This window comes from Serratia proteamaculans, from assembly GCF_949794035.1.
Classification (GTDB): domain Bacteria; phylum Pseudomonadota; class Gammaproteobacteria; order Enterobacterales; family Enterobacteriaceae; genus Serratia; species Serratia proteamaculans.
In genome coordinates this window covers 44,547-69,750 of the sequence record NZ_OX461105.1, presented here as the reverse complement: position 1 = coordinate 69,750, position 25,204 = coordinate 44,547, and the positions used below count along the sequence as shown (strand labels likewise).

Annotated in this window: 22 protein-coding genes; 6 read left to right on the top strand and 16 right to left on the bottom strand. The window is 57.0% G+C overall.

Annotated elements, in window-relative coordinates; translation table 11 throughout:
- Positions 1–15 precede the first annotated feature (15 nt).
- From darG to fdnG, 11 genes are all read right to left on the bottom strand, one after another.
- Positions 16–1,092 (bottom strand): type II toxin-antitoxin system antitoxin DNA ADP-ribosyl glycohydrolase DarG, encoded by a 1,077-nt coding sequence (darG, locus tag QOT07_RS00305; protein ID WP_261417783.1) that lies wholly within the window; start codon positions 1,090–1,092, stop codon positions 16–18.
- Entirely contained in the window at positions 1,089–1,745 is a 657-nt protein-coding gene (gene darT / locus QOT07_RS00300) for a type II toxin-antitoxin system toxin DNA ADP-ribosyl transferase DarT (protein ID WP_261417782.1), read from the bottom strand. Before darT ends, darG begins: the two co-directional genes overlap by 4 nt.
- Positions 1,732–2,325, bottom strand: coding sequence for a DUF4433 domain-containing protein (locus tag QOT07_RS00295; protein ID WP_261417780.1), 594 nt, complete (start codon positions 2,323–2,325; stop codon positions 1,732–1,734). The genes darT and QOT07_RS00295 overlap by 14 nt, the downstream gene beginning before the upstream one ends.
- A 74-nt stretch (positions 2,326–2,399) precedes the next feature.
- A complete protein-coding gene (selB, locus tag QOT07_RS00290) occupies positions 2,400–4,241 on the bottom strand; it encodes a selenocysteine-specific translation elongation factor (protein WP_283602390.1) in 1,842 nt (613 codons plus the stop codon).
- Complete coding sequence (selA, locus tag QOT07_RS00285; RefSeq protein WP_283602389.1) at positions 4,238–5,629, bottom strand: L-seryl-tRNA(Sec) selenium transferase; 1,392 nt, start codon at positions 5,627–5,629, stop codon at positions 4,238–4,240. The genes selB and selA overlap by 4 nt, the downstream gene beginning before the upstream one ends.
- A 214-nt stretch (positions 5,630–5,843) precedes the next feature.
- Positions 5,844–6,449, bottom strand: coding sequence for a glutathione S-transferase (locus tag QOT07_RS00280; protein ID WP_085115218.1), 606 nt, complete (start codon positions 6,447–6,449; stop codon positions 5,844–5,846).
- A 34-nt stretch (positions 6,450–6,483) separates the two neighbouring features.
- Complete coding sequence (locus tag QOT07_RS00275; RefSeq protein ID WP_283602388.1) at positions 6,484–7,131, bottom strand: DcrB-related protein; 648 nt, start codon at positions 7,129–7,131, stop codon at positions 6,484–6,486.
- A gap of 139 nt (positions 7,132–7,270) precedes the next feature.
- Positions 7,271–8,200 carry a formate dehydrogenase accessory protein FdhE gene (gene fdhE, locus QOT07_RS00270; RefSeq protein WP_085115215.1) on the bottom strand — a complete coding sequence of 310 codons (930 nt, stop codon included), beginning with the start codon at positions 8,198–8,200 and terminating at the stop codon, positions 7,271–7,273.
- A complete protein-coding gene (gene fdoI / locus QOT07_RS00265) occupies positions 8,200–8,835 on the bottom strand; it encodes a formate dehydrogenase cytochrome b556 subunit (protein WP_085115214.1) in 636 nt (211 codons plus the stop codon). The genes fdhE and fdoI overlap by 1 nt, the downstream gene beginning before the upstream one ends.
- On the bottom strand, positions 8,832–9,731 hold the full coding sequence (fdxH, locus tag QOT07_RS00260) for a formate dehydrogenase subunit beta (RefSeq protein WP_085115213.1): 900 nt from the start codon (positions 9,729–9,731) through the stop codon (positions 8,832–8,834). The genes fdoI and fdxH overlap by 4 nt, the downstream gene beginning before the upstream one ends.
- A 12-nt stretch (positions 9,732–9,743) precedes the next feature.
- On the bottom strand, positions 9,744–12,791 hold the full coding sequence (gene fdnG / locus QOT07_RS00255) for a formate dehydrogenase-N subunit alpha (protein WP_283602387.1): 3,048 nt from the start codon (positions 12,789–12,791) through the stop codon (positions 9,744–9,746).
- A 144-nt stretch (positions 12,792–12,935) separates the two neighbouring features.
- On the opposite strand from fdnG, the gene fdhD reads away from it, so the two are divergent.
- The 5 genes from fdhD (at position 12,936) to QOT07_RS00230 (ending at position 18,233) form a co-directional block, all read left to right on the top strand.
- On the top strand, positions 12,936–13,772 hold the full coding sequence (fdhD, locus tag QOT07_RS00250) for a formate dehydrogenase accessory sulfurtransferase FdhD (protein WP_099062258.1): 837 nt from the start codon (positions 12,936–12,938) through the stop codon (positions 13,770–13,772).
- A 127-nt stretch (positions 13,773–13,899) separates the two neighbouring features.
- Positions 13,900–14,520, top strand: a complete 621-nt coding sequence (sodA, locus tag QOT07_RS00245; protein WP_085115209.1) for a superoxide dismutase [Mn] — start codon at positions 13,900–13,902, stop codon at positions 14,518–14,520.
- Positions 14,521–14,644: 124 nt separating this feature from the next.
- Positions 14,645–16,573 carry a methyl-accepting chemotaxis protein gene (locus QOT07_RS00240; protein WP_283602386.1) on the top strand — a complete coding sequence of 643 codons (1,929 nt, stop codon included), beginning with the start codon at positions 14,645–14,647 and terminating at the stop codon, positions 16,571–16,573.
- A 94-nt stretch (positions 16,574–16,667) separates the two neighbouring features.
- Positions 16,668–17,339 (top strand): 6-hydroxyaminopurine reductase, encoded by a 672-nt coding sequence (gene yiiM, locus QOT07_RS00235; protein ID WP_283602385.1) that lies wholly within the window; start codon positions 16,668–16,670, stop codon positions 17,337–17,339.
- 114 nt (positions 17,340–17,453) lie between these two features.
- Complete coding sequence (locus QOT07_RS00230; RefSeq protein ID WP_099062261.1) at positions 17,454–18,233, top strand: class I SAM-dependent methyltransferase; 780 nt, start codon at positions 17,454–17,456, stop codon at positions 18,231–18,233.
- Positions 18,234–18,378: 145 nt separating this feature from the next.
- Here QOT07_RS00230 and QOT07_RS00225 read toward each other — a convergent pair whose 3' ends face one another.
- Positions 18,379–18,741, bottom strand: coding sequence for a YibL family ribosome-associated protein (locus tag QOT07_RS00225; protein WP_099062263.1), 363 nt, complete (start codon positions 18,739–18,741; stop codon positions 18,379–18,381).
- A gap of 72 nt (positions 18,742–18,813) precedes the next feature.
- Positions 18,814–20,280 (bottom strand): aminotransferase-like domain-containing protein, encoded by a 1,467-nt coding sequence (locus QOT07_RS00220; RefSeq protein WP_085115204.1) that lies wholly within the window; start codon positions 20,278–20,280, stop codon positions 18,814–18,816.
- Between the two features lie 138 nt (positions 20,281–20,418).
- Here QOT07_RS00220 and QOT07_RS00215 point away from each other — a divergent pair, with 138 nt between their 5' ends.
- Entirely contained in the window at positions 20,419–21,027 is a 609-nt protein-coding gene (locus tag QOT07_RS00215; protein ID WP_099062264.1) for a LysE family translocator, read from the top strand.
- On the opposite strand, the gene QOT07_RS00210 is transcribed toward QOT07_RS00215, so the two are convergent.
- From QOT07_RS00210 to QOT07_RS00200, 3 genes are all read right to left on the bottom strand, one after another.
- Positions 21,024–21,575 carry an MltR family transcriptional regulator gene (locus QOT07_RS00210; protein WP_283604263.1) on the bottom strand — a complete coding sequence of 184 codons (552 nt, stop codon included), beginning with the start codon at positions 21,573–21,575 and terminating at the stop codon, positions 21,024–21,026. The genes QOT07_RS00215 and QOT07_RS00210 overlap by 4 nt on opposite strands.
- Positions 21,576–21,669: 94 nt before the next feature.
- The gene (locus QOT07_RS00205) at positions 21,670–22,821 is read right to left on the bottom strand and encodes a mannitol-1-phosphate 5-dehydrogenase (RefSeq protein WP_283602384.1); all 1,152 of its coding nucleotides are present in this window, start codon (positions 22,819–22,821) and stop codon (positions 21,670–21,672) included.
- 58 nt (positions 22,822–22,879) lie between these two features.
- Positions 22,880–24,799, bottom strand: coding sequence for a PTS mannitol transporter subunit IICBA (locus QOT07_RS00200; protein ID WP_099062267.1), 1,920 nt, complete (start codon positions 24,797–24,799; stop codon positions 22,880–22,882).
- Between the last annotated feature and the right edge of the window lie 405 nt (positions 24,800–25,204).

Below are 25,204 nucleotides of genomic sequence, written 5' to 3'. Positions count from 1 at the left end.
ATAAACTGCCCCCCATCAAGCATGAGGGGGATATAATGTTTGTAAGCGGGTTAACGCCATATTTATTGCCGTCTTGTCGAACAATCCCGACTTCCGTTGCGCCCAACGCTCACCTGCTGGCCAGTGGCGAATTCCTTCCGCTAGTGATTCTTCATCAGCAGAGATATGTTCCTGGTAGACTAACCAATCGATTGTCGAGAGCAATTCCAGTCCATAAGGCGATTCAAAGCCATCAATCAACTCCGTTGTCTTCTGCAACGCGGGTAACCAGGTTTTAGCTTCGCTTTTGAGATAGGCAAGAACCACATCGCGCTTAGCATCATTAAACCAGATGATATCCAAAGGCTTGGCATCCCCCAGCCGTTTCTCACACCGTAAATAGCTCCCATCCAACCCGTTAAGCAAATGACGTAGTCTGTCCGCATAAGGGCCATAGTTCTGAGCTTTAAACTGAAGATTCAAGGGATTTTCAACTTGTTGAGCGATGATTGCGCGCTCCAGGAACCACGCCAGCTTTTGTATTTCAAGTAAACTGCACTCCATCCCCAAGACCCAATAGCGACGGACCAACTCCGCGATCAGCGCCCGAGCTGGGGTGAGTTTTTCAACACCCACGCTTTTTGCCACATTCTGATATTTTTCAATGGGTTCATAAATAATGATATCCACCTGTGGCAAATCGCTGAGTTCTTGAATAATCACATCACGAACCGCAACCCAGTCTAGCCCACCATGCCCAGCCCCAAGAGGTGGGATGGCAATTGAAGCTATATTGTTTTGCATGATAAAGCGGCGCAGATCGCGTAACCCTTCAACAATCCACTCTAATTTGGACGGACTGCGCCAATGTTGTTTGGTTGGAAAATTAATAATCCAACGCGGCCCCATTAGCTCCCCGGTATCAGTAACGAACATTTTGCCCGTTTGCACCGTCTCGGCCTTACACGCCGCAGAATAGGCTTTCATATTGGCCGGGAAACGTTCTTTGAACATCAGGGCAATACCTTTGCCCATGACACCGACGGTATTAACAGTATTGACGAGCGCCTCTACGGGCGCATCTAACAGGTTACCTTGTGTAAAACGAATCATTGGTTCCCCCCACCATTAAAATACCAATCTGGCAAGCACTGTATGTTCAGTAAATGACCGAATTCTTTTTGCAATTTTTCTTGTAACGCCGAGCTATAACAAACAATCCCCAACAATGCGGTGACGGGCAAATGGTGATGAACCAAGGCTTCAGCCTGGTACCGTTCAATTTGCTCAGGTTTATCGGGTACTCGGTTAAAATTACGTTGCTGTAACAGTTCCCAATCAATTTTATCTAACTGCGCAAGGTGGCTGTAGTAACCTGCCATAGGGGTATATGCATGGCGATCGGTAAATACAAAAACCCGCTCCTGCTGCTGTAACCGATGCAGGCTTGAAACCAAAATGACAATGTCTTCGTTAGCTTGCCGGGCTACACCACCACGGCCAGTATGAATATTGTACAGCATCGGCGAAAAAGGAGTGAAATAGAAAGGGATATAGTCATCCAGTGTCCCACCGGGTGCTACAGGCACCTTACGGTGTTTACGACGCTCAATGAGCTCCGTGTTGCCGATACTCACCCAGTCAGACGCTTTTTTCTCGCTACTGCCGGCATGCAAACCATTAGCCAGGATCCAAGGAAGATTATCCTTGTGAACGATGCGCCAAATCAGCGCTTTCTGGGGATTCAGGCTTTTATAGTTCGCCATGTTGCTTCAAGAACATCCACTGGTTAATAGTCACTCGGGGAGTATATTTCGTCTCTGCCAGCAGCACATCTACTTGCTGCTTGGTATCCTCATCTTTACACCAAATAGTGTTAAACAATGCGGGTTCAACTTTGCCCGGCGCTAAGCACTCCGCCATACAAACACATTTTGATTGGCTATCATGATAGTCACGCCGCTCCATACACTCCCAGTCAATTTGATCAATACCGTCCAGATAATCAAAAAGTTGTATATCTTCATGGGAAAGAGGGTGACGAGGAACAATGTGCCAATTGTCGCGTGCTGCCATATCTCGGCGGACACTGATGATAATGAATTGTTTGCCTTGATGTTCAGCTTGAACCCTGCCATCAAAAGGGTTATTGGCAAAAAAGTGGAACGGAACCCGATAGTCCAAACCCAGTTTTTTCCGTTTTTCTAAAATGCCACCATCTGCAACATCTTCAAATAATTCAGGATTAAGTTCAGCACGGGTTAATAAGCCCAACCGCAAAATAGAAGACAAATTACTCAAGCTGGTTAAATGATACAACAGTTGCCCTTGCTCAATACTTCCCATGATATTCATCCTTAAATATATTAATTTTATTGATGTAATCTATCAAATATTGAACAAGTGTGGCTAAAGCAACATCACATTTTAAACAACCCACTATCACGCAGCAGGTGCTGGTTACCTTTGCGGCGGGTGAAACCGCTGCGGTCGAAGAACTCCAGTACCTGGATCGCCAGCTTGCGGCCCACACCAAGACGATCGCGAAAATCGGCGGCGTTAGCACTGCCCTGTTCCACATCCAGCTCGCGGATCAGTGCAGCGAACTGTTCTATGCGTCGGCTTAGGTAGTAACGATCCACCACCACCGCCGTGACATGCCCCAACTGCGCCGCTTTACGCAACGTCGCCCGCACCTGGGCCTCATCCTCGCCCAATTCGGTCGCCAGATCGCGCACCCACCAGGCCTCGTCGCCGAACAATGGCTCGATACGCACCCACAGAGCCAGCTCTTCTGCACTGAAGGCCAAACCGTGCTCCGGCAGGTGCAACCAGCCCCGCGTATTGTGTATAACCCCCTCGGCCAGCAGCCGATCGATCATCATAAATACCAGCGGTTCAGCCAACTGAGGCAAGGCCATACGCCGCAGGCGTGCCCGCCCCAGACCGAGCTGATCGGCATGCTGCTGATGATACTCGGCCAATACCTGTAATAGACGCCGTTGGCCCTGCTGGGCATTCTCCTGCGCCAGCGCCATATTGCCGCTAATCAGCAATTCACGGCCCGCCAACAGCGACGCCAGTTCGCCTTCGGTCAGTTGCCGTGCCCAGGAAAAAGCGGCCAGATCCAGTGCGCCGTTAGGCAGATGCAACGCCAGCGCCTGTCGGTCGTCGTCAGCCTGTGCCAGCGCTGCCAGCCAGGCCAGATACTCAGGTTGGCGCTTGCCACGTTTCGGCGTCGTCAAACTCAGCACCCTGGCTCCCCCCAGCGTTTGGCGTGCGCCAATATCTCGCAGCACCAGCCGATCGTTTTCCGCCAGCCACAACGGGCGATCGAGGAGCAGCTCTGCCAAGCCTTCATTCAGCAGCGAAATTCGCCCGGTGATATGGCTGGCGGCATGATGCAGATGCAGTGGCTGCCAGTGGCGTATCGGCCGATCGGCATCCAGTGCGACCAGAATGCGTTCGGCGGGCAACAGCGGCTTTTGCGCCAGCAGCCAGTCACCGCGTGCCACCTGTTCTTTGCTGACGTCACCGCTGATATTCAGGGCGATACGCTGCCCGGCTTGCGCTTGCTCAACCGGCTGATTTTGAGCGTGTAAACCTCGTACCCGCACCGGAGCATCGACACCGGTCAGCCACAGTAGGTCACCCACCGCGACCTTTCCACCCAATGCAGTGCCGGTCACCACCAAACCCGCCCCCTTCACGCTGAATGCGCGATCCACCGCCAGGCGGAAACGGCGCGTCAACGCATGTTCGTCAGGCTGCAATGCCAACAGGTGCGCACGCAGTGCATCAATGCCCCGCGCCTGTAGCGCAGCAGTGACGAACATTGGCACCTGATGCCAACCCTGGCGGGCCAGTTCTTCGCCAAGCTGCTGCCGTACCTCATCAATACGCGCCTCATCCACCCGATCGGCCTTGGTCAGCGCCACCGTCAATGCCGGGCGGCCGCTCAACCGCAAGATCGCCAGGTGCTCACGAGTTTGTGCCATCACACCGTCGTCGCAGGCCACCACCAGCAGCGCATGGTCAATGCCGCCAACGCCCGCCAGCATATTGGCGAGGAATTTTTCATGGCCAGGCACGTCGATAAAGCCCAGCACCCGACCATCGGGCTGCGGCCAGTAGGCATAGCCCAGATCTATGGTCATGCCCCGGCGTTTTTCTTCCGGCAGACGATCGGCGTTGATCCCGGAGATCGCCTGCAGCAAGGTGGTCTTGCCATGGTCGACATGGCCTGCGGTAGCAATAATCATGCGCTCAATGCCTCAATCAACGCCTCTTCCTGCTCCAGGCAGCGCAGATCGAGCCACAGCCGGCCGTCGTTAATTCGGCCAATCACCGGCTGCGGTAGACGGCGCCAGCGTTCCGCCAGTGCCTCCAGCGTCGCGCCGCGGCCGTCCTTCGGCGTAAAGGTCAGTGCATAGCTCGGCAACCGATCCACCGGCAACGAGCCGCTGCCAATCTGCGACCAGCAGGGTTCGGCACGCAGTTGGAAATGCCCGGCAAACTGTGGCGTAAGCGCCTGCAACAGTCGCTCGGCGGCCTGCTGCATTGCCTGTTGTGGGCGAGTCAGCAATCGCAGCGTCGGCAGCTGTTGTGCCAGCAGCTCGGGTTGCTGATAGAGCCGCAAGGTAGCCTCCAGCGCTGCCAACGTCAGCTTGCCAACGCGCAGCGCACGCTTTAAAGGATGCTGCTGCAGTCGGGCAATCAGCGCCTTTTTACCGACGATGATACCGGCCTGCGGGCCGCCCAACAGTTTGTCACCGGAGAAGGTCACCAGATCAACCCCGGCGGCCAGCAACCGCTGCGGCATAGGCTCGGCCGGCAGACCATACTGCGCCATATCAATCAGTGAGCCGCTGCCCAGATCGGTGGCGGTCGGCAGGCCGTGCTCTGCACCGAGCTGCGCCAGTTCGGCTTCGTCCACCGCGGCGGTAAAGCCCTGAATACTGTAGTTACTGGTATGCACCTTCATCAGCAACCCGGTCTGGTCGTTAATGGCGTTACGGTAGTCTTTCAGGTGAGTGCGGTTGGTGGTGCCCACCTCCACCAACTGGCAGCCCGCCTGACGCATCACGTCAGGTATGCGAAATGCACCGCCGATTTCCACCAGCTCACCGCGCGACACCACCACTTGCTTGCCGGGTGCGATTGCCGCCAGCATCAGCAGCACCGCTGCCGCATTGTTATTGACGATACAGGCGTCTTCCGCGCCGGTCAGCTGACACAATAAATCCGCGATGGCGCGATCGCGATGCCCACGCCCGGCGCCATCCAGATCGTATTCCAGCGTCACCGGCTCTCCCATTGAGCGCGTCACCGCCTCAATCGCCGGCTGCGCCAGCAGGGCACGGCCCAGATTGGTGTGCAGCACGGTACCGCTCAGGTTGAATACCGGTGTCAACGCCGTGCGCTGCCGTTGTGCCAGCGCTGCGCCAAGCGCCTGCGGCCAATCGGCGCACCAGTCGGGCAGCCGTTGATGTTGTTTAATGGTTTCACGCGCCTGCAGTTGCAGTTGGCGCAGCAGGTCGCTAATCAGCGTCTGGCCATGTTGTTCCACCAGCGGTTCAATAGCGGGATCGCGCAGCAGGCGGTCAATGGCGGGTAACTGGCTGTAAAGATACTGGGATTCAGTGCTCATGGTCGCTCGGTTTTAATGTAGTGGTCTCGGCATAAAGCAAAACCCCGCAGCAGCGGGGTAAGACTGCTGACCAAGCCTTGGTGGTTAACGTAATGATTTGAGTACCAATAAAAACAAAAGAATTATGTCTCCTGGTTTACCCCAAACATCCGAAAACCACGTTTTTCGGGTGTTTGTCATCAATCTAAACCCCGCAGCAGCGGGGTGAGGGAGATCAGGGGGGCGAGGTGCGGGCAAAGCTTTCGCGGGCAAACAGCCGTTCGGCCAGCTTGATCAACGCCGGTCGCTCAACGCACCAGTTGGGCATGATGCGGCGGAAATTAAGGTAGCCCAGCGCGCAGCCGGTGGCGATATCGGCCAGCGTCAGCGTGTCGGTGTTCAGCAGCGTTTTTTCCTGCGCCAGTTTTTCCAGCGCGTCCAGTCCGTGCGTCAGCTTGGCGCGCTGGCGCAGGATCCAGTTTTCGTCCTGTTTTTCCGACGCCCGTTTGCTCTCGCGAAACAGCGTGGCGGCGGCCTCGGTTACACCATCCGCCAGGGCTTCCACCTGACGAATGCGCAGCGCTGCCGCGCGATCGGCGGGCAAAAACGCCGGGGCCACCGACAGCAGTTCGAGGTATTCGGCGATCACCCGCGAGTCGTAAAAGACGGCACCGTCTTCGGCCACCAGCACCGGGACCTTGGCGAGCGGATTCAGCTCCACCACCCGACTGCCCGGCTCATACGGCGGATCGTTAACGAATTCGAACGCGATCCCCTTTTCTAACAACATCACGGAAATCTTGCGGACAAAAGGGCTGGTGTAACTGCCAATAAGCTTCATCAGTCTTCCCCTCGGTTTGCAAACCACAGCGGTGTTATTTCACCGCCAGCGTGTCGATAACCTGCTGAACCAGCGCCTGATGCGCCTCCGGCGTTTTGGCCGGCGACAACATTTGCAACGTCACCACCCGCTTATTGAATACCGTCAGCATGATGGTGGACATCACCTTCTGCCCGTTGACGCTCTGCTCGGTATCCAGACGATGGAATTTCTGTTTACCAACGGTGAAACTCTCTTCTTTAGTGGTCTTGATGTTCTGATAGCGGTCGCCCAGTTCGGTGATAATGCTCTGGGTCAGCTCTTTCAGCATTTTATCGCTGCTGTTGAGCTTCATGTCGTCCGGCGGGATCACTTCGGAAGAGACGGTGCTCTGACGCGACTTGCCGTCAAGGAAGCGCTGAATGGTGGATTTGCTGTCGTTGATAATGCCGCTGTTCTCGGTCTGATCGCTAAAGCCCGACGGCAATTCAAAGGTAATCTTGCCCTTTTGCATCGAGACTTTCAGGCCTGGAGGCGCCGCGGGTGGGGCCTCCACCACCGGCGGTGGCGGTGCAGGTTGAGTGACGGTCGGTTTTGTATCCGGCTTCGGCACTTCCGGCTTGGTGTCGTCCTTGTTGTCGCAGGCCGCCAGCACAAGGGTCAAAACTGCAACCGCCGTCAATTTCGCAATGGTCTTCAACATCGTCAATCCCTTTCCTTTCGCTTCGCGCGTCATGCCGTAAACGTAGCAACTCGCCCGGGCGAATGCCAGAAGCCCAATCCGAAATTAATCATCCGGTAAATGCTAAGGGCCGAATACATTCAGCCCAATATGCCAGAGATTACGACCCCGGGAACAGGAACGGGTTGATGCTGCTGCGGGCAAAGCCTTCATCTTCCATTTTGGCGTCGAGCACCAGCGTGGCCAAATCGTCGGCAACCGCTTCAACCTGCGGGTCTTTTTCCTGATACAAAATCTTCAGGTAAGTGCCGCAGTCACCGCAGCTTTCCGCCTTCACCGCCGCCAGTTCGCTGTCCAGCGACCAATAGTTGAGATCGCGCGTTTGCTCACAGTTACTGCACTTGATCCGCACCACGTGCCATTCGCTTTCGCACAGGTTGCAGTGCAAATAACGCAGGCCGCTGACGGTACCGATATGCACCACGCTGGACACCGGAATGCTACCGCATACCGGGCAGAACTGGCGGTGTTCGCCATATTCCGCGCGCGCTTTGCCAGGGATTTGCCCGGCCATCTGCGCCCAATAGAGCGACAACGCGGCCCAGATAAACGGCGCTTTCTCGCTGCCAATTTTGCCGAAATCCTGGTTAAGCAAGGCGTCGGCCAGCAACTCCAGCTCGTGTGACGAGGCCTTTTCCAGGTTATCCAGCACCGCCAGAATGTGTTCCGGCGCCTGCGGGCGCAACTCGGCAATCAGCGAGGCCAGCAGCTTGTGCCAGTGTTCACTGCGCGGGTAGACGCTCAGATCCAGCGGCGGTTTGCCGCTGGCGGCACTCTGCTGCAACGCGTCGGTCAAATCCAGCGTCAGCGGGTTGTCGTGCAGCGCATGATGTTGCGCCTCGGCCAGTTGGGCGGCGAAGTTCAGGTAGTCGCCCAGCGGGTTGTCGGTCGCCAGCTTGCGCAGGCGTTCAGCACGGCGGCTGTAAAGGCTTTTCAGATTCGCGAAAAGTAACGGCGGGATGGTTTCCGCCGTTGTGGACTTCTCACGCTGTGCCCCTAGTTGCTCTTTAGGAACAATGCGGATGCTCATCAGGGTTTGTCTTCCTGTTGTTTCTCGCGGACCTCTCGGTACCAACGCGGATGATGTTTTTTAGCCCAGGCCGCCGGCACCCAGCCTTCCACCATGGCGGTAATGGTGCCTTTTACCCACAGCGCAGCGTAAATGTGCACCATAATCACGATGATCAACCCCACCGCAGCCAGCGAATGCACCAGCAGCGCGATGCGGATCAGCGGTATCGGGAAGGACGGCGCAAAGTACGGCCGCCAGATCACCACACCGCTGGCCAGCAGCAACACCAGGCTAATGATTGCCGCCCAGAATACGCACTTCTGACCGAAATTATAACGCCCGGTGTCACCCACTTCCTCGTTCATGACGATTTTTTGGATGTTTTTGGCCCAGACGATGTCTTCGCGGTTAATCAGATTATGCTTCCAGTAGCGCAGGAACATCAGCAGGAAGGCCGCAAACATGATCACCCCAACGAAGGGGTGCAGAATGCGCGCCAACTGCGGCGTGCCGAAAATGTTCATCAGCCAGTTGAAGGAGGGGAAAAAGAACCCCAGCCCGCTGATGGCGGCGAACACAAAGCAGAACGCCACAATCCAGTGGTTAATCCGCTCCGGCGCGCTGTAGCGCTGAATACGCTTTTCCTTCCTCATTTGCGCGTCTCCTCATCGTGCAGCTCGTCGTTGTCTTCCTCTTCGACGCGGTTTGGACCGACACCGACATAGTGGAACACACTCGCTGCAAAGGTGGCGGCAAAGCCGATGGCCGCCAGGGGTTTCCACACGCCTTTCCAGAACGTGATCGCCGGGCTGATGGTCGGGTTATCCGGCAAACCGTGATACAGCTGCGGTTTGTCGGCATGGTGCAGCACATACATCACATGGGTGCCACCCACGCCCGCCGGATCGTACAGACCGGCGTTCTGATAACCACGGGTGTTCAGCTCGCTGACGCGCTCGGCGGCAATCTCCTTCATGGCGTCCTTGGTGCCAAAATGGATAGCGCCGGTCGGGCAGGTCTTCACACAGGCCGGTTCCTGGCCGACATCAACGCGATCGACACACAGGGTGCACTTGTACACCCGGTTGTCGTCCTTGTTCATGCGCGGCACATCGAACGGGCAACCGGCGATGCAGTAACCGCAACCGATGCAGTGCTCGGACTGGAAGTCGACGATGCCGTTGGCGTACTGGATGATTGCCCCTTCCGACGGACAGGCCTTCAGGCAGCCCGGATCAGCGCAGTGCATGCAGCCGTCCTTGCGGATCAGCCACTCCAGCTTGCCGTTTTCCTCCACTTCGGAGAAGCGCATCACCGTCCACGACTTGGCGGTCAGATCGGCGGGGTTATCGTACACCCCGACGTTATGCCCGATTTCATCGCGGATGTCGTTCCACTCGGAACAGGCCACCTGACAGGCCTTGCAGCCGATACAGGTGGTGACATCGATCAGTTTGGCCACTTCTTCCTGGTGGTCACGGGCGCGTGGCGCCGGCGTGAAGCCATTGGTGGCGGATTTACGAATGATGTCCTGAGATTGCATTGCCATAATTCGTCTCCGTTACACCTTTTCCACGTTGACCAGGAACGCCTTGAACTCTGGCGTTTGCGTATTGGCATCACCGACAAACGGCGTCAGCGTGTTGGCAATAAAGCCTTTCTTCGCCACCCCTTCGTAACCCCAGTGGATCGGGATACCGATGGTGTCGACGTCTTGCCCATTCACCTGCAGGGTGCGGATACGCTTGGTCACCACCGCCTTGGCCTTGATAAACCCGCGGTTGGAGCTGACCTTCACCGTATCCCCGTGCTGAATGCCTTTTTTCTCCGCCAGCTTCTCGCCAATCTCCACAAACTGTTCCGGCTGCGCGATGGCGTTGAGTACCGCGTGCTTGGTCCAGTAGTGGAAGTGCTCGGTCAGGCGATAAGTGGTCCCGACGTACGGGAACTTGTCGGACGTGCCCATTGCCGCCAGATCGTCCTTGAACACCCGAGCTGCCGGGTTGGAAACCACGTTCGGGTGCAGCGGGTTGGTGCCGAGCGGCGTTTCAAACGGCTCGTAGTGTTCCGGGAACGGCCCTTCGGCCATTTTATCGGTGGCGAACAGGCGGCCCATGCCTTCCGGCTGCATGATGAATGGCCCAACGTCACTACCCGGTGCGGCGGCGCTGTAGTCCGGGATATCGACCCCGCCCCACTTGGTGCCGTCCCACTCCAGCAACTGACGTTTGGGATCCCAAGGCTTGCCCTGCGGATCGGCCGACGCACGGTTGTACAGAATGCGGCGGTTGAGCGGCCAGGCCCAGGCCCAACCCAGCGTATTGCCGAGGCCGGACGGATCGGCGTTATCGCGCCGCGCCATCTGGTTACCGGCTGGCGTCCAGCTACCGGCGAAGATCCAACAGCCGCTGGCCGTCGTGCCGTCGTCACGCAGATGGGCAAAGGTGCTGAGCTGCTCACCTTTTTGCGCCAACACTTTGCCGTCGGCGTCGAGTACATCCGCCAGCGCTTTACCGTTGCTTTCCATCGCCACTTCTTCCGAAGCAGGATTTTCCGGCGTCAGGTAATCCCAGGTCATGTTCAGTACCTGTTCCGGTACCGCACCGCCGTCACGCGCGTACATCTCACGCAGACGAATAAAGATGCCCGCCAGGATTTCCCCGTCGTTCATCGCTTCACCCGGGGCATCCGCGCCCTTCCAGTGCCACTGCAGCCAGCGCCCGGAGTTGACGATCGAACCGTTCTCTTCGGCGAAGCAGGTGGACGGCAGGCGGAACACTTCGGTCTGAATCTTCGACGGATCAACGTCGTTGAACTCGCCGTGGTTCTGCCAGAAGTTGGAGGTCTCGGTATTGAGCGGATCAATGGTCACCAGGAACTTCAGTTTTGACAACGAGGCCACTACCTTGTTCTTGTTCGGGAACGACGCCACCGGGTTGAAGCCCTGGCAGAAGTAACCGTTGACCTTGCCTTGTGACATCAGCTCGAAGTACTGCAGCACGTCGTAGCCTTTGTCCCACTTCGGCAACCAGTCAAAGCCCCAACCGTTGTCCTTCTGCGCCTTGTCGCCGTAGAAGCTCTTCATCATGCTGACGAAGAATTTCGGGTAGTTGCTCCAGTAGTTCACCTGGCCTGGCAGCAGCGCCTTCGGCGTATTGGCTTTCAGGTAGGTGTCGAGATCGGTCTGTTTCTCCGACGGCAGCGTCATATAGCCCGGCAGGCTCTGCGACAGCAGACCCAGATCGGTCAGACCCTGAATGTTGGAGTGGCCGCGCAGCGCGTTGACGCCGCCGCCCGCCATGCCCATGTTGCCGAGCAACAGCTGGATCATCGCCATGGTACGGATGTTCTGCGAGCCGACCGAGTGCTGAGTCCAGCCCAGGGCGTACAGGAACGACGCGGTTTTATCCGCCACGCAGGTTTCGGCGATGTATTCACAGACCTTGATGAAATCTTCGGTCGGCGTACCGCAGATATTGTTCACCACCTCCGGCGTATAACGGCTGACGTGCTGTTTCAGCAGGTTCCACACGCAGCGCGGGTCCTGCAGCGTCAGATCACGCTTGGCGAAGCCGTTTTCGTCGAACTGGTAGTTCCAGGTGGTTTTATCGTACTTGCGGTTCTCCGCGTCATAACCGCTGAACAGGCCGTCTTCGAAGGTAAAGTCTTCCCGCACCAGCAGGCTGGCGTTGGTATAGGCGTGGACGTATTCGCGGTTAATCTTGTCGTTGGTCATCAGGTACAGCAACACGCCCGACAGGAAGGCAATGTCGGTCCCGGAACGGATCGGCGTGTAGAAATCCGCCACCGATGCGGTACGGGTAAAGCGCGGATCGATGACGATCAGCTTGGCTTTATTGTGTATTTTGGCTTCCATCGCCCAGCGGAACCCCACCGGATGCGCTTCCGCCGCATTACCGCCCATGACGATAATCAGATTCGCGTTCTTGATATCAACCCAGTGGTTGGTCATCGCACCGCGACCAAATGTTGGAGCAAGACTTGCTACCGTTGGTCCGTGTCAGACACGTGCTTGGTTGTCTACGGCAAGCATGCCGAGAGCGCGACTAAATTTTTGCGTTAAATAACCGGTTTCGTTACTGGAAGCCGAGGCACACAGCATGCCGGTACTCAGCCAGCGGTTGACGGTCACGCCCTGTTCGTTGGTTTTAACGAAGTTGGCGTCACGGTCTTCCTTCATCAGCTTGGCGATGCGGGTGAAGGCGTCGTCCCAACTGAGGCGCTGCCATTTATCAGAGCCTGGCGCACGGTACTCCGGGTATTGGAGACGGCTGGCGCTGTGGATGAAGTCGACCAAACCTGCGCCTTTCGGGCAAAGCGCGCCGCGGTTGACCGGGTGATCCGGGTCGCCTTCAATGTGGAAAATGCTTTCTTTGGCGTTTTTGGCGCCATCACCAAGGCTGTACATCAACAGCCCACAGCCGACGGAACAATACGTACAGGTATTACGGGTTTCACGGGCGCGCAGCAGTTTGTACTGCCGGGTTTCCGCTAACGCCACTTCCGGGGCAAAGCCCAGAGCAGCCACCGTCGTCCCTGCCATACCGCCAGCGCAGATCTTAAAGAACTGCCTTCTGCTGACCTGCATGGGGGTCTCCTTTCACTTGCGATTGTCACATTGTTTCAAATGGCGCTTTCCCCCTGGAAGCGGGAAGCGCTAAAATTACTGTTGTTTTTACGCGGCAATATTACCACAGCGTGTATGTGGTTGTTACAGACAGGTGCCACTTAAGTGAACAATATAAAGCCAGACCAACATATCAATGACATCAATGAGACCTTGCTCACGGGGGTAACCCAGTCTCAGGTTTATCAACGTGGGCAACTCACTACCGCACAACAGGATTGGCTGGCGGAAGAGGTTCCGGTCGCACTGGTCTACAACGGCATCTCTCACGTGGTGATGATGTGTACCCCCAAGGATCTGGAGGCCTTCGCCCTGGGTTTTTCTCTGTCCGAAGGCATCATTGAGTCACCGCGCGATATCTACAGTATAGAGATTAACCAAACTTGTAATGGACTGGAGGTGCAAATCGAGCTCTCCAGCCGTCGCTTTGCCGGTTTAAAAGAACGTCGCCGCGCCATGGCAGGCCGCACCGGCTGCGGGGTGTGTGGCATCGAACAGTTGGCGGATATTTTTCGCCCGCTGCCTGCTTTGCCGTTCACCCAGACCTTTTCCCTCACCAACCTCGACCGTGCCCTGGGGCAACTCAAGCAGGTGCAGGCCGTCGGCCAACTCACCGGTTGTACCCACGCCGCCAGTTGGATTTCGCCACAGGGTGAACTGCTGGGTGGCTGTGAAGATGTAGGTCGCCACGTCGCACTCGACAAGCTGCTCGGGGTGCGCGCGAAACAAGACTGGCAGCAGGGAGCTATCCTGGTTTCCAGCCGCGCCAGTTACGAAATGGTGCAAAAATCGGCCATGTGCGGCGTCGAGATCCTGTTTGTGGTTTCTGCGGCCACCTCACTGGCGGTGGAAATTGCCGAACGCAGCAACCTGACGCTGGTCGGCTTCAGCAAACCCGGCCGCGCCACGGTGTTTACCCACCCGCAGCGTATTGTGGACTAACCAAAAACCCTACAATAAGTAGGGCATTGATAATCATTTTCAATATCATTTAAATAACTATAATGATCCGACTGCTTACGCGGTGCTCACATATTGCGCCGCCCCTATACCATTGGAGATGATGATCATGAGTTATTCACTGCCATCCCTGCCGTACGCCTACGACGCACTGGAACCGCATTTCGACAAGCAGACGATGGAAATCCATCACACCAAACATCACCAGACTTACGTTAACAACGCCAACACCGTGCTGGAAGCCTACCCAGAGTTGGCTCAATACGGCGTTGAAGAACTGATCCAGGACCTGGATAAAGTCCCTGCTGACAAGCGCACCTTCATGCGTAACAACGCCGGTGGCCATGCTAACCACAGCCTGTTCTGGAAAGGCCTGAAAATCGGCACCACGCTGGGTGGCGATCTGAAAGCCGCTATCGAACGTGATTTCGGCAGCGTTGAGAAATTCCAGGAAGAATTCGAGAAAGCCGCAGCGACCCGCTTCGGTTCAGGTTGGGCCTGGCTGGTGCTGAAAGGCGACAAACTGGCTGTGGTCTCTACCGCTAACCAGGACAGCCCGCTGATGGGCGAAGCCGTTGCCGGCGCTTCAGGCTTCCCAATCGTCGGCCTGGACGTATGGGAACACGCTTACTACCTGAAATATCAGAACAAACGTCCAGATTACATCAAGGCATTCTGGAACGTGGTTAACTGGGACGAAGCAGCAGCACGCTTCGCGGCGAAGAAGTAATTCGTCCCCGGCTATGAAGATGCCCGCTTAATGCGGGCATTTTTTTGCCCAAAATTCGCTAAAGTTTGACCTTCCTTTGCCGATAGTTTGTTCAATTGACGTTCGCCCGGAAAGGAAAATCACTATGGCGGCATTGCAAACATTGGCAGGAAAATTCGTTCATCTCACCGTGGGTAAAAAGCTGGGCCTTGGATTTGGTCTGATGCTGTTGCTGACGGCAATCATCGCCGGAACCGGCGCGCAGTATCTGCATATTATCGAATCCCGCGCCGATCGCATCGACTTCAGCAACCGGCTGAACGACGAGATCAATCAGGCCAAATACAACCGTGCACTGTTCGGCCAAACCTACAAACCGGAATACCTGAAAAACAACCGCACCAATATCGAAAACGCGGTGAAGCTGATCAACCAGGGCCAGGATCTGGACTGGGATCCCCAGAGCCGAAAAGACCTGCAGCGCCTGGTTGGGCTGATCGGCCAATACCAGCAGCAGCAAAACGCCTTCGAGCAAGCGGTGGCGGCGAAAGACGCGGTACGTCAAAGCTGGAACATGTCGGAAGTGCAGGACAGTCTTAACCAGGTGGAGCGCCAAATCACCAACGCTGACCTGCAACTGGCCTTTATTCAGTTGAACCAGAAGCTGACTCTGGTGCGCTACGGTGCCCGTGGCCTGTTACTGAGCCTGAGTGCGGAATCTGAAGCCCCGCTGGTGGCAGCGATTGACGATGCACGCAGCGCGGCCAACGCGCTCAGTCGGCGGCTCAGCGACGCCCAGCGCCCTCTGTTGCAGCCCTTGCTGACCGCGCTCGACGACTACAAAAACCGCATTGAAGCCTACCTGCCAGCCTATCAGCAGGAACAAGCGATCAGCCAACGGCTGGGCAACAGCGCGCAGGAAGTGGGCACGCTGGTTAACGCCTTTATGCAGGACGAACTGACGCAAACCCATAACGATATCAATTCGGCGCAGTGGCAGATGGGCATCACCACGCTGATCGCCATTATTGCCGGGTTGCTGGTGGCCTGGCGCATCACGCTGCAGATCACCCGACCGCTGCAAAGTACGCTGGCGCTGGCGGAACGCATCGCCAGCGGCGATCTGCGTCAGGCGCAGACCAGCACCCGTCGCGACGAACTGGGTCAGCTGTTGAACGCCGTGGCAGCGATGAGCCAGAACCTGCGCGATATGATTGAAAAAATCCAGATGGGGGTCAGCCAGGTGTCCACCGCCGCCGCAGAGATTGCCGCCGGTAACACCGATTTGTCCTCACGCACCGAACAGCAGGCCGCCGCGGTGGAAGAAACCGCCGCCAGCATGGAACAACTGACCGCCACGGTGAAGCAGAACGCCGAAAACGCCCACCATGCCAACCAGTTGGCCACCGATGCTTCTCAGACGGCCCAACAGGGCGGCAAGCTGGTGGCGAGCGTGGTCAACACCATGCGTGATATTTCCAGCAGTTCGCAGCGGATCGCCGAAATTACTACCCTGATCAACGGCATCGCCTTCCAGACCAATATTCTGGCGCTCAACGCGGCCGTAGAAGCCGCGCGCGCCGGAGAGCAAGGGCGCGGCTTCTCAGTGGTGGCCAGCGAGGTGCGTAACCTGGCACAGCGCAGCGCCCAGGCAGCCAAAGAGATCGAAGGGTTGATTACCGAATCGGTCAGTCGGGTACAGACCGGCACCAGCCTGGTGGAAAACACCGGTAATACCATGGAGCAAATCGTTCTGTCGGTCACCCATGTGCGGGACATCATGGCGGAGATTGCTGCCGCTTCCGACGAGCAAACCCGCGGCATCGCCCAAATTGGTCAGGCGATTGTCGAAATGGATCACACCACCCAGCAGAACGCCGCGCTGGTGGAAGAATCCGCCGCCGCCGCCGACTCGCTGGAAGAACAGGCGGAAATGCTGTTGCAGAGCGTCTCGGTGTTCCGACTGGCAGAGCATCAGGCCCCTGCCGCAGTGAAAAGCGCCGTCATCAAAACACCGGTCGGCAAACCCCAGGCTACCCATACCGCCGCGCAAGACAACTGGACCACCTTCTGATGCTTCCCCCGCCCGAAACCTCTCGGGCGGGTTATTGTTCCTCCCTGCCAACTCAGGCTATGCTGGACCTTCGACGCGAGACATGGAGGCGCATATGCATCACCCAGAGGTTTACATCGGCACTATCCAACCCTACGAAGGCGGGCGGCCCAGCGGCATTGCCAAACGTCTGGTGGACGGAGCCGTCAAGCTGACCCCGCTCGGCCTGGAAGGCGACGAACAGGCGGAAAAAAGTTATCACGGCGGGCCAGACCGCGCGCTGTGTCACTATCCCCGTGAACATTACCACCACTGGCGCGAGCAGTTTCCGGCGCAGGCAGAACAGTTCAGCGCACCGGCCTTTGGTGAGAATATCTCTACCCTGGGGCTGACCGAACACAACGTGTTTATGGGTGATATCTTCCGCTGGGGCGAAGCGCTGATCCAGGTCACCCAGCCTCGCTCTCCGTGCTTTAAGCTCAACTACCATTTTGATATCGATGACATCTCGGTGCTGATGCAGCAAAGCGGCCGCTGTGGCTGGCTGTACCGCGTGGTGTCTGCCGGTAAAGTCAGCGGCGATCATCCGCTGGAACTGGTGACGCGCAACAGCGATGTCTCGGTTGCCGAGGCCATCGGTATTGCCTGGCATATGCCGTTTGATGAAGAACAGTATCGCCGCCTGCTGGCGGTAGCCGGGCTGTCCGCCAGCTGGAGCAAAACCATGCTGATGCGCATCAGCGAAGGCCGTCTTGAAGACTTTAATCGCCGTTTGCTCGGCCGCTGAACAAGACCGCTCAGGAATCAAGCCTGATGCCGCATGCAGCGCTAAAAGCTTTCATCGACCTATACTGTTCAGCGTCGGTCGTTCCGACCCCCTCTTTCAGGCAGGAGCAAAGTTATGAACACCCCGTCTCATTCGATCCACCACGCGGCAGCCGAAGGCTACCAGGCCAACGCCGATCGTTACGTTAAAGGTCGCCCAGACTACCCACCGGAAATCACCACCTGGCTGCGCGACACCATCGGCCTGCACGCCGGTATGACGGTGATCGATCTCGGTGCCGGTACCGGCAAGTTCACCCCGCGCCTGCTGGAAACCGGTGCGCAGGTGATCGCCGTTGAACCGGTGGCACAGATGCTGGAAAAGCTGTCGGCCGCACTGCCGCAGGTAAAAACCCTGGCGGGCACCGCGGAGTCGATCCCGCTGCCGGATGAGTCGGTCGACGCGGTGGTCTGCGCGCAATCCTTCCACTGGTTCGCCACACCAAAGGCTTTGGCCGAAATCCAACGTATCCTTAAGCCCGGCGGCAAACTTGGCCTGGTGTGGAACATGCGTGATGCACGTGTGAGTTGGGTGCGTAAGCTGAATCAGATTGTTGACCGTCACGAAGGCGACGCGCCGCGTTTCTACACCGGTGAATGGCGTAAACTTTTCCCGTTCAAAGGCTTAGATGCGTTGCAGGAGCAGGTGTTTATGCTCGGCCATCAGGGTGCGGTTGAGGATGTGATTTTTAACCGGGTGCGCTCCACCAGCTTTATCGCCGCCTTACCGCCACAGCAGCAGGAACAGGTGATCGAACAGATTCGGCAGTTGGTGGCAGAGGAAGGGGAATTGCAGGGCAAGGACAGCGTGACCGTGCCCTATCAAACCAAGGCGTATTTCACTACCAAGCTATGAAAACCGGGCGCCACATACCCAAAATAATTGGAGTTGCATCAAGGCGGCAAGAGCGAGAGTCCCCAGGAGCTGACTCAAGTCAGTGACTGGGGTAAGCGCTCGCAGCTAACACAGATGCAACTTCAAGTATGACGGGTACCGGTAATCAGAAGGCTTTCTTGGCGTAACCGGTGACCACTTTCAGGCCCATTTCACGACCCAGTGCGGTCATCGGGTGCACCACGATCAGGCCGCGCACGTTTTTCTTCAACGTGCCCATGTCCGCCTGTTCTTTCTTGGTGATTTCACGGCTAAACGGCAGTTGGCTCAGCTTTTGCGCTTCGGCGCTCAGCTTCTCAACGCGCACGCCTTTCAGGCGCTCGATTTCTGCTGCCATCTTCTCTTTTTCTTTGGTGTGCTGAGCGATCAGGTCAAGATTGCCCTGTTGGATTACCAGGGTATCTTTGTGCTTCAGTGCGTCCAGCAGGTCGCTAAGGCGCTTGATCTCTGCCTTTTCTATCTCTTTCATGGTTTCTGGCCTGTTGTGCCTGTACGGCACGCTAATCAATGATGACCACATTGTAGCAAAATGCGCGCGTGGTTACTCGTCTTGCGCAATGCCCGGCGGCAAGCCACTCATCTCGCAGGCTTTGGCACCGACACGCGCCAGCGCCTGGCTGTAACGCGCATTAAACGGATAACAGCAGGAGAGCCGCAATGCGTTGCGATAGCGGCCGCTGGGGGAATACAGCGTGCCCGGCGTCAGGCATATTTGTTCCTCCAGCATCTGGTGGAACAGCGCCACGCTGTCGACCCCGGCCGGGAACTCCACCCAAAACACAAAACCGCCCGCCGGCTGAGTCGCCCGGGTACCGCGTGGAAAATGGCGTGCAATCAGCGCCCGTGCTTCATCCACCTGGGCAGCATAGCGTTTTCGCAGGTTGCGCAGATGATGATCGTAGCCGCCGGTTTCCAGGAACATCGCCAGCGTTTCCGACAGCAACTGCGATTCCGACATCGACGATACCGCCTTCAGCTTGCGCAATGCCTCGTTAAAGCGGCCGCCGCTGATCCAGCCGATGCGGAAGTCCGGCGCCAGCGTCTTGGTAAAGCTGGAGCAGAACAGCACCCAGCCGTCGCGATCGAAAGCTTTCACCGCCGGGGTCAGCGCACCGCCGAACTGCAGCTCTGCGTACAGCCCGTCTTCAATCAGGGGCACCTGATGATCGTTCATCAGCCGCGCCAGACGTTTTTTGGCCGCCAACGGCATGGTGCAGCCCAACGGGTTTTGCACCGTCGGCATGGCGATCACCGCATTCAGCCGCTTCTCGTTCAGCAACAGTTCCAGCGCATCCAGCGACAACCCGTGCTGCGGATCGGTAGGGATTTCCAGCGCCTTCAACCCCAGGCTGGCCAGCAGCGGCAGCAGATAAAAATAGGTCGGTGACTCCAGCCCGACGCAGTCGCCCGGCCTGGTGGTTACACGCAGTGCCAGTTGCAGCGCCTCCATGCAGCCGTGAGTCAGTGTGATATCGCCGGGCTCCAGCAGCATGCCCAACGTCATCGAACGCCGGGTGATCTGCTGGCGCAGCCGCAGGCTACCGGGCGGCAACGCGTACTGGCCAATAAGATTCGGCTGACGGCGTAACTGCGAGGAAAGCATTCGTCCCAACTTGCCGCCGGGATAGAAATCAGAGGTCTGCGGGCAGGCCAGCGAAAGGTTGGTGAACGCCGAATTCTGCTGGGCGGCGAACACCGTGTCGATCAACGCCAGTACGTCATCCGCCGGTGGCTCTATCCGGCTGCTGGTCGGTGAGGCGGCTTTCAGCGCCGGCAAGGTGTTGCACACATAGAAACCAGACTGTGGCCGTGCTTCTATCAACCCGCGATCTTCCAGCGTGCGGTAAGCCGCCACCACGGTATTGATACTGACGCTATGGGTCTGCGCGCAGCGGCGCACCGAAGGTAAACGGCTGCCGGGCAGCAGCGTGCCGCGGCGTATGGCTTCCGCCAGCGTATCCGCCAGTTGCTGATAACGCGTTTCCGGCATTTCATCGAGCAGGGTCACAGTTTGTCTCCAGGCAATGGGTACAGTTTGAATTTGATACAACTGTATCCATGACAATAGCGGGTTTTTGGTTCTGTCACCATCTGCCCGTAGGTTTTATGCTGGTTCCCTTGCTCCTCGGCCTTTTAAGGAACCCTTATGCTGGACTCCGCCTTTATCAGTTATGTCACCGTCATGTCGATTACCCCTGGTCCCAACAACCTGCTGCTGGCATCGTCCGGGGTTAATTTTGGTCTGCGTCGCACCCTGCCAATGGTGTTTGGCATTAGCGTCGGCTGTGCGGTACAACTGGCTCTGACCACCACCCTGCTGGCTCTGATCCTGAGTTCAGCCGGTATGATTCGCTTTCCGCTGGCGGTGATCGGCTGTACCTACCTGCTGTGGCTGTCATGGAAATTGTTCAGGGCGGCATCGCCGGACGGTAAACAACAGGCACAGCCGATGCGCTTAATCCACGGCGCTTTGTTTCAGGCGGTGAATCCCAAAGCCTGGCTGATGGCAATTAACGTGGCCATTCTGTTCACCCCACGCGAAGGGGCCAGCCTCAGCCATACGCTGATGATCATTGCCGGTTTCACCGCCCTGAACATTCCTTGCGTACTGGTATGGGCGATATTGGGCGATCGCCTGCGTGATGCGCTGCGCGTGACCTGGAAACTGCGGGTGTTTAATGGCGTCATGGCGGGGTTGATGGCAGCCACGGCTCTGTGGCTGTTATTCGACGAGTGGCGCGCGGCCTTTGCTTAATTGCGGCCGAGCGGGGAAAGCCGGGACGGTTGCTTGGCACCGATGCCGGCAATCAGATCGGTGACCGACAGCACCATAGTCGAACGCAATACCTGCTGATATCGCTGACGCTGCATGGCGATCAGCGATTCGTCCGCCTCACCAGGCTGCAGGAAGGTGGGCACCGGTGGCAGTGCGGCCACGCAATGCAGTTCGCCAAACGGCCCGAGAATTTCATCATCGACAAAGCGGTATTCCTCCCCATCGTGGTTCAGCTCTTCGCGCATCGCCATCAGCAGTTCGGCATCTTCGTACTCGTGACGTGAAATCACCCCCAGCCCATACATCAGCTTCAGGCGCACCGACAGTTCACCCAATGGCCCGGCACCGGACAATAGGGGTTCGACGGCATACTTCACCGCATAGTCGTCCTTGCGGAACACCTGCACCACCAGCACGTTGAGCGCTTCCGCCAGCAGCTCTACCGCCGCGATCAGAAAACTGCGCACCGTCTTGCCTGCGTTCAGTCGTTCCAGAACCTGATTTTCAAATGCCTGTGTTTCTTCCATCGTCGCTTTTCGAATGGCCTGGGTGGCGCCGTCAATGCTGAAGTCGGGGTGTAGGGGCGCAATGGGCTGCGCCCGAAGATTCATCATGCCGAATCTACTTTTGCATGGCGTTATACACAGCAACAGCCTGTTCTACAACCTCACTTTCCGCCGGCAGGCCGGAAATTTGCGCCAGCGCCGCTTTTGGCCCCAGTTTGGCCAGCAGCTCCACCAGCTCTTTGGCCTGCGGATCCTGCTCGCTGCGGTAGCTCATGGCAGCAGCAATCCCCTGGATCAGATTGGCATGCGGCAGACCGTATTCCAGCGTGCCGAGCAACGGTTTGATCAGGCGATCGCCGGCGCTCAGCTTACGCAGCGGCTGACGGCCCACACGCTCAACGTCGTCGTGCAGATACGGGTTCTCAAAGCGGCTGAGGATTTTGTCGATGTAAGCAGCGTGCCTGGCGGCATCAAAACCGTAACGTTTGATCAGCACCGCACCGCTTTCTTCCATAGCACCTTTCACCACGCGACGGATCGTCGGGTCGAGAATGGCATCGCGAATGGTCAGCAGCCCGGCCTGCTGGCCCAGATAGGCGGTAATCGCATGGCCGGTATTGAGCGTGAACAGCTTGCGCTCAACAAACGCCATCAGGTTATCGGTCAGCTCCATGCCGGCGATCGCCGGTGGCTGGCCCTTGAACTGGGTCTGATCGACAATCCACTCGCTGAAGGTTTCTACCGTCACTTCCAGTGGATCGCTGCTGCCTGCTTCGGCCGGCGGCACAATACGGTCAACCGCCGAGTCGACAAAGCCGACATGCTGTTCGACCCATGCCTGCTCATCCTGCGGCAAGACATCGAACACGTGCTGTTTTAACTGGCTGGTGCCACGCACCATGTTCTCGCAGGCGATGATGTTTAGCGGTTGGCTGTTGCCCTGCTGATGACGTTTGATCAGCCCTTTGGCGATAGTCCCGGCAATTTTAGCCAGGATCTGCGGGCCCACGGCGGTGGTCACGATATCCGCTTCGGCGATCAGCGCGACAGCCTCTTCACTGCCGCTGTTCACCGCGCTGACGTTGTTAACCTGCTCGACCCGGGCCTGCTCGCCGACCACGTGGACCTGATAGCTTTTACGGCTGTTCAGCAGGTCCAGCACCGTCTGGTTAACGTCGGCAAAGGTCAGTTCGGCCTGCGCGTCTGCCAGCAGCTTGCCGATAAAACCACGCCCAATATTTCCCGCACCAAAATGTAATGCTTTCATATTCCTACCTTTCTAATGTCGAAGGGTGCAGCAAGCTGCACCCCTTAAAATGATTCTGTTATCCGACTTTTTTGCCACCCAGCAGATCCAACACTTCCTGCACACTGGTGGTATTCGCCAGCCGCTCGATGACACCATCGTCATCCAACGCGTTGGTCAGGCTGGTGATCACCTGGATATGTTCGTTATTGCGAGCCGCGATGCCGATGACCAACCGAGCCACCTCATCCTCTTCATCACCAAAACGCACGCCCTGCGGGTATTGGCAGAACACCACGCCGGTGCGCAACACCCGGTCTTTGGCTTCGATGGTGCCGTGCGGCACGGCGATCGACTCGCCCAGATAGGTGGAGGTAAGTTTTTCGCGCTCCAGCATCGCCGGGACGTATTCCGGTTCAACGTAGCCACCTTTGACCAGTTGCTCACCGGCGAAGCGGATCGCCTGCTCTTTGTCGCTGGCCTGCAGGTTAAGGAACACGTTACTTTCGCTCAGTCGGAACAGGTTTTGCTCGCTCGCTTCAAAGCTGTCGTCCAGCGTGCTAATGACTTTTTGTTGGTTATCGGTGGTTTTGTTGGCCGCCACCAGGCGCTCGGTCAGATCGTTATACAGCTTGCTGTCGAGGAAGTTGGTCAGCGAGATATGCTGAGCCTGTGGCGCATGACGCATCGCGCGCTCGGTCAGATCACGGTGAGTGATCACCAGATCCACATCGTCCGGCAGGCTGTTGATCGCGCTGTTGGTCACCGAGATGTTTTTCAGCCCGGCATCTGCCACTTTCTTGCGCAGCACACCGGCCCCCATCGCACTGGAGCCCATACCGGCATCGCAGGCAACGATGATTTTACGTACCGTGGTCAGGTCACCATCCACGGCGGCATGAGCCGCTGCACCGCCTTTAGACTGCGACTTCATTTCTTGCATGCGGCGAGTCGCCTCTTCCAGGTCGTCCTCTTCTTTCACTTTTGAGGTTTTCAGCAAGAAACTGGCGACCACAAATGACACCACAAATGCCGCACCGATGGCCGCCAGGTTGGCAAAATAAGCGCCCTTCGGCGTCATCGCCAACACCGCCAGAATCGAGCCAGGAGAAGCCGGAGAAACCAGACCGCCGTTCAACAGGGTCAGGGTGAATACGCCGGTCATACCGCCCAGGATCACCGCCAGCAGCAGGCGTGGGTTCATCAGTACGTACGGGAAGTAGATTTCGTGAATACCCCCGAAGAAGTGGATGATCGCCGCACCGCCCGCAGACTGCTTGGCACTGCCGCGACCAAAGAACATGTAGGCCATCAGCACGCCCATACCCGGACCTGGGTTGGCTTCAATCAGGAAGAAGATGGATTTACCGGTTTCTGTCGCCTGCTGGATGCCCAGCGGTGAGAAGATGCCGTGGTTAATGGCGTTGTTCAGGAACAGGATTTTCGCCGGCTCCACGAAGATCGACGCCAGTGGCAACAGGTTGTTGGTCACCATGATATTTACACCGGTAGCCAGGATATGCGACAACCCTTCTACCAGCGGACCAATGGCCATAAACGACAGAATGGCCAGCAACATACCGATAATGCCGGCGGAGAAGTTGTTCACCAACATCTCAAAACCGCTTTTGATCTTGCCGTCTACCCAGCGGTCAAAATGCTTGATCGCCCAGCCGCCCAACGGACCGGCAATCATCGCGCCGAGGAACATCGGCATGTCCGCACCGACAATCACACCCATGGTAGTGATGGCACCGACCACGCCACCGCGATCGCCACCCACCAACCGGCCACCGGTAAAGCCGATCAGCAACGGCAGCAGGTAGGTGATCATTGGGCCAACCAGCTTGGCTAAGGTTTCGTTCGGCAGCCAGCCGGTAGGAATGAATAACGCGGTGATGATACCCCAGGCGATAAATGCGCCAATGTTGGGCATCACCATGTTGCTTAAGAAGCGGCCAAAGTTTTGAACTTTGACTTTGATGTCTGGTGAAAACATAAAACACACCCCTATTGTTACGCGCTGACAATAGAGCGCGTGATTATTGTTGTAACGGTCCAGCTGTGTTGGTGCTGTCTACTAAATGGACTCTATCACGCTGTTTTTTGCCCGGCGAACCTTCCGAACATTTGTGACGCAGATCACCAACAACACCCCATTGGCAGGGTGGTTATAGTGATATGCGTCACACTTACTCGGTGTAAAAAAAAGACAATGGTCTGAACTCGCCCTGAAAACCGATAAAAATGAGATATACATCACATTTTGATATTGCGTGTTTGTTTTTGAATTGTGATGTTGGTCACAATTTATTTATCGGTGGCTACCGAATCCTGGTTTGGGGGACGTTCTTCCCTGTGAGCATTCATCCCGTCGGGAAATAGCGGTGCGATGAATGAAAGA

Excerpts from the sequence above, each read along its gene's own strand:
- QOT07_RS00230 (WP_099062261.1), top strand. The coding sequence starts at position 17,454 with ATGAACACCCCGTCTCATTCGATCCACCACGCGGCAGCCGAAGGCTAC.
- selB (WP_283602390.1), bottom strand. The coding sequence starts at position 4,241 with ATGATTATTGCTACCGCAGGCCATGTCGACCATGGCAAGACCACCTTG.
- darT (WP_261417782.1), bottom strand. The coding sequence starts at position 1,745 with ATGGCGAACTATAAAAGCCTGAATCCCCAGAAAGCGCTGATTTGGCGC.
- sodA (WP_085115209.1), top strand. The coding sequence starts at position 13,900 with ATGAGTTATTCACTGCCATCCCTGCCGTACGCCTACGACGCACTGGAA.
- fdoI (WP_085115214.1), bottom strand. The coding sequence starts at position 8,835 with ATGAGGAAGGAAAAGCGTATTCAGCGCTACAGCGCGCCGGAGCGGATT.
- fdxH (WP_085115213.1), bottom strand. The coding sequence starts at position 9,731 with ATGGCAATGCAATCTCAGGACATCATTCGTAAATCCGCCACCAATGGC.
- darG (WP_261417783.1), bottom strand. The coding sequence starts at position 1,092 with ATGATTCGTTTTACACAAGGTAACCTGTTAGATGCGCCCGTAGAGGCG.
- QOT07_RS00295 (WP_261417780.1), bottom strand. The coding sequence starts at position 2,325 with ATGGGAAGTATTGAGCAAGGGCAACTGTTGTATCATTTAACCAGCTTG.
- fdhE (WP_085115215.1), bottom strand. The coding sequence starts at position 8,200 with ATGAGCATCCGCATTGTTCCTAAAGAGCAACTAGGGGCACAGCGTGAG.
- QOT07_RS00225 (WP_099062263.1), bottom strand. The coding sequence starts at position 18,741 with ATGAAAGAGATAGAAAAGGCAGAGATCAAGCGCCTTAGCGACCTGCTG.
- yiiM (WP_283602385.1), top strand. The coding sequence starts at position 16,668 with ATGCATCACCCAGAGGTTTACATCGGCACTATCCAACCCTACGAAGGC.
- QOT07_RS00215 (WP_099062264.1), top strand. The coding sequence starts at position 20,419 with ATGCTGGACTCCGCCTTTATCAGTTATGTCACCGTCATGTCGATTACC.
- QOT07_RS00240 (WP_283602386.1), top strand. The coding sequence starts at position 14,645 with ATGGCGGCATTGCAAACATTGGCAGGAAAATTCGTTCATCTCACCGTG.
- QOT07_RS00205 (WP_283602384.1), bottom strand. The coding sequence starts at position 22,821 with ATGAAAGCATTACATTTTGGTGCGGGAAATATTGGGCGTGGTTTTATC.
- QOT07_RS00200 (WP_099062267.1), bottom strand. The coding sequence starts at position 24,799 with ATGTTTTCACCAGACATCAAAGTCAAAGTTCAAAACTTTGGCCGCTTC.
- selA (WP_283602389.1), bottom strand. The coding sequence starts at position 5,629 with ATGAGCACTGAATCCCAGTATCTTTACAGCCAGTTACCCGCCATTGAC.
- QOT07_RS00280 (WP_085115218.1), bottom strand. The coding sequence starts at position 6,449 with ATGAAGCTTATTGGCAGTTACACCAGCCCTTTTGTCCGCAAGATTTCC.
- QOT07_RS00275 (WP_283602388.1), bottom strand. The coding sequence starts at position 7,131 with ATGTTGAAGACCATTGCGAAATTGACGGCGGTTGCAGTTTTGACCCTT.
- QOT07_RS00210 (WP_283604263.1), bottom strand. The coding sequence starts at position 21,575 with ATGGAAGAAACACAGGCATTTGAAAATCAGGTTCTGGAACGACTGAAC.